2 protein-coding genes are annotated in these 3,616 nt (G+C 70.5%); both read left to right on the top strand.

The genetic code is table 11. The annotated features are described in order from the left end of the window. The first annotated feature begins 237 nt into the window (after positions 1-237). A complete protein-coding gene (locus tag VED21_RS30400) occupies positions 238-2,697 on the top strand; it encodes a ligase-associated DNA damage response DEXH box helicase (RefSeq protein WP_324889201.1) in 2,460 nt (819 codons plus the stop codon). Between the two features lie 91 nt (positions 2,698-2,788). Beyond that, a partial coding sequence (locus VED21_RS30395; protein ID WP_324889199.1) for a flagellar motor switch protein FliG occupies positions 2,789-3,616 on the top strand: 828 nt, incomplete at its 3' end.

Here is a 3,616-nt window from a genome sequence, read left to right as displayed (position 1 = left end):
CGGCATTGGGTCGGGCGACATCGCCACCATCACCGGCAACGTCAACTTCATCACGGCGGGGCACCTGACGGGCGTTGCAAAATGACCCTGCCCCACCGATAATATTCCTACCGCCCACCGCCTTCGTTCCGGCACCGACAGGTCGGCGGAACGAGGCTCGGGAATGCAACAACCTGCCCCAAAGCGTTGCACGGCGTTGCATCCGGTTACATTTGACGGGGTCCAGGGGCCTCTGGCATGACGGAGGCGCTGCTCCCGCCCAACGTCGCCGGCTGGTTCCGCTCGCGCGGCTGGGCGCCGCACGCCCACCAGCTGGCCATGGTGGAGGCGGCCAATGCGGGCGAGTCCGCCCTGCTGATCGCCCCCACCGGCGGCGGCAAGACGCTGGCCGGCTTCCTGCCCTCCCTGATCGAGTTGGGGGAGCGCCCGAGAGAGGGGCTCCACACCCTCTACATCTCCCCCCTCAAGGCCCTGGCGGTGGACGTCCAGCGCAACCTGGAGGACCCGGTGGCCGAGATGCGGCTGCCGATCCGGACGGAGACGCGCACCGGCGACACCCCGGAATCCAAGCGGCGGCGCCAGCGCGCCCACCCGCCGCAGATCCTGATGACGACGCCGGAGAGCTTGGCGCTGCTGCTCTCCTACGCCGACGCGGCCGACATCTTCCGCCCCCTGCGCTGCGTCATCGTGGACGAGCTGCACGCGCTGGCCGGCACCAAGCGCGGCGACCTGCTGGCGCTGGGGCTGGCGCGGCTGGCCCGTCTGGCGCCGGGGTGCCGGCGGGTCGGGCTGTCGGCCACGGTGGCGGACCCGGACGCGCTGCTGGCGTGGCTGTCGCGCACCGGCCGCGCCGACGGGGGTGACGTGCGCCTCGTGCAGGGCCGGGCCGGCGCCACGGCGGAGGTGGAGATCCTCGACAGCCGCGAACGCCTGCCCTGGGCCGGCCACATGGCGACGCACGCGCTCGGCGAGATCTACGAGCGCATCCGGCGCCACCGCACCACGCTCCTCTTCGTCAACACCCGCGCCCAGGCGGAGCTGGTGTTCCAGGCGCTGTGGCGGGTCAACGACGACAACCTGCCCATCGCCCTCCACCACGGCTCCCTGGCGGTCGAGCAGCGCCGCAAGGTGGAGGCGGCGATGGCGCGCGGCGCCTTGCGGGCGGTGGTAGCCACCTCCTCCCTCGACCTCGGCATCGACTGGGCGGCGGTGGACCTCGTGGTGCAGATCGGCGCGCCGAAGGGGGCCAGCCGGCTGGTCCAGCGCATCGGCCGCGCCAACCACCGGCTGGACGAGCCGAGCCGCGCCCTGCTGGTCCCCGCCAACCGGTTCGAGGTGCTGGAGTGCCGCGCCGCCGTGGACGCCGTGCGCGAGCACTCCCTGGACGGCGAGCGGCCGCGCCCCGGCGGGCTGGACGTGCTGGCGCAGCACATCCTGGGCATGGCCTGCGCCGAGCCGTTCGACCCGGCCGATCTCTACGACGAGGTGGTCACCGCCGCCCCCTACGCCGATCTGCCGCGCGACGAGTTCGACGACGTCGTGGATTTCGTGGCGACCGGCGGCTACGCGCTCGGCAACTACGACCGCTTCCACCGGCTGGTGGCGGGCGAGGACGGGCGGATGCGGGTGGCCGACCTGCGCGTGGCGCGCCAGTACCGCCTGAACGTCGGCACCATCGTGCAGGAGGCGATGCTGCGCGTGCGCCTGAACCGCGGCCCCGTCCTGGGCGAGGTGGAGGAGTATTTCGTGCAGGGCCTGACGGCCGGCGACACCTTCGTCTTCGCCGGACAGGTGCTGAAGTTCTTAGGGATTCGCGAGATGGAGGTGCAGGTCGCCAAGGGCGGCACGGGGGAACCGAAGGTGCCCGCCTACGCCGGCGGCCGGCTGCCGCTCACCACCCAACTGGCGGCGCGGGTGCGCGCCATCCTGGCCGACCCGCGCGGCTGGACCGGCCTGCCCGACGACGTGCAGGAATGGCTGCGGCTGCAGCGCTGGCGCTCGGTCCTGCCCTCAAGGGACGGGCTGCTGGTCGAGACCTTCCCGCACAAGGGTAAGCGCTTCCTGGTCGCCTACGCCTTCGAGGGGCGCAACGCGCACCAGACGCTGGGCATGCTGCTGACCCGGCGGATGGAGCGCATGGGCCTCGGCCCCCTGGGCTTCGTCGCCACCGACTACGTGCTGGCCGTCTGGTCGCTGCGCTCCCCCGCCGACATGGCGGACCTGTTCGCCCAGGACATGCTGGGCGACGACCTGGAGGCATGGATGGACGAATCCTCCATGCTGCGGCGGACCTTCCGCAACGTGGCGCTGATCACCGGCGTCATCGACCGCCGCCATCCGGGGCAGGAGAAGACGGGGCGGCAGGTCACCTTCTCCTCCGACCTGATCTACGACGTGCTGCGCAAGCACGACCCCGGCCACGTCCTGCTGCGCGCCACCAGGGCGGACGCGGCCGGCGGATTGACGGACGTGCGGCGCCTGTCGGACTTCCTGGCCCGCATCACGGGGCGCATCACGCACAAGGACCTGGACCGCATCTCGCCGCTGGCCGTGCCGGTGATCCTGGAGATTGGCCGTGAATCCGTCGCCGGCTCCGCCACAGACGAACTGCTGGAACAGGCCGCGGCCGAGCTGGTGGCCGAGGCGATGCCGGAACTGGGCGGCGGCGACGCCGGCCAGGGGCGGCTGTTGCTGTGAGAACGGCGGCATGCCTTCCCGGGCGTGGACGGGCGGCCCTGCTTTGGAGTAATCCGGCGCCGTATGGCGTGTCGTTTGGAGTTGTTAGGCCATGGCGCTCAAGGTGCGTGAGGACTTTCGCACCCTCACCGGTCCGGAAAAGGCGGCCATTCTGATGCTGGCGCTGGGCGAGGAGCACGCGGCCAAGCTCTTCGGCATGATGGACGACGAGGAGATCAGGGAGCTGTCCCAGGTAATGGCGAACCTGGGTTCGGTCTCCGCCAACCTGATCGAGCGCCTGTTCGTCGAGTTCGCCGAGCAGATGTCGGCCACTGGCTCGCTGGTCGGCACCTTCGACAGCACGGAACGGCTGCTGCTGAAGACGCTGCCCAAGGACAAGGTCGACTCCATCATGGAGGAGATCCGTGGTCCGGCCGGCCGCACCATGTGGGACAAACTGGGCAACGTGTCGGAAGCGGTGCTCGCCAACTACCTGAAGAACGAATACCCGCAGACGGTGGCCGTGGTGCTCTCGAAGATCCGCCCCGACCACGCGGGGCGCGTGCTGACGCTGCTGCCCGAGAGCTTCGCCATGGAGGTCATCATGCGCATGCTGCGCATGGAGGCGGTGCAGAAGGAGGTGCTGGACGACATCGAGCGCACGCTGCGCACCGAGTTCATGACCAACCTCGCCCGCACCAGCCGCCGCGACGCGCACGAGATGCTGGCGGAGATCTTCAACAACCTGGACCGCACGACCGAGCACCGCTTCATGGCGGCGCTGGAGGAGCGCAACCGTGACAGCGCCGAGCGCATCAAGGCGCTGATGTTCACCTTCGAGGACCTGTCCAAGCTCGACCCGTCCGGCGTGCAGACGCTGCTGCGCAACGTCGACAAGGCCAAGCTGGCCACCGCGCTGAAGGGTGCGTCGGAGACGCTG

This window comes from Azospirillum sp. (assembly GCF_035627195.1).
Classification (GTDB): domain Bacteria; phylum Pseudomonadota; class Alphaproteobacteria; order Azospirillales; family Azospirillaceae; genus Azospirillum.
The sequence above is the reverse complement of the archived record's forward strand: the minus strand, read 5'-3'. Positions and strand labels throughout refer to the sequence as shown.

Coding starts and splice junctions, on each gene's coding strand:
- VED21_RS30400 (WP_324889201.1), top strand. CDS start 238: ATGACGGAGGCGCTGCTCCCGCCCAACGTCGCCGGCTGGTTCCGCTCG.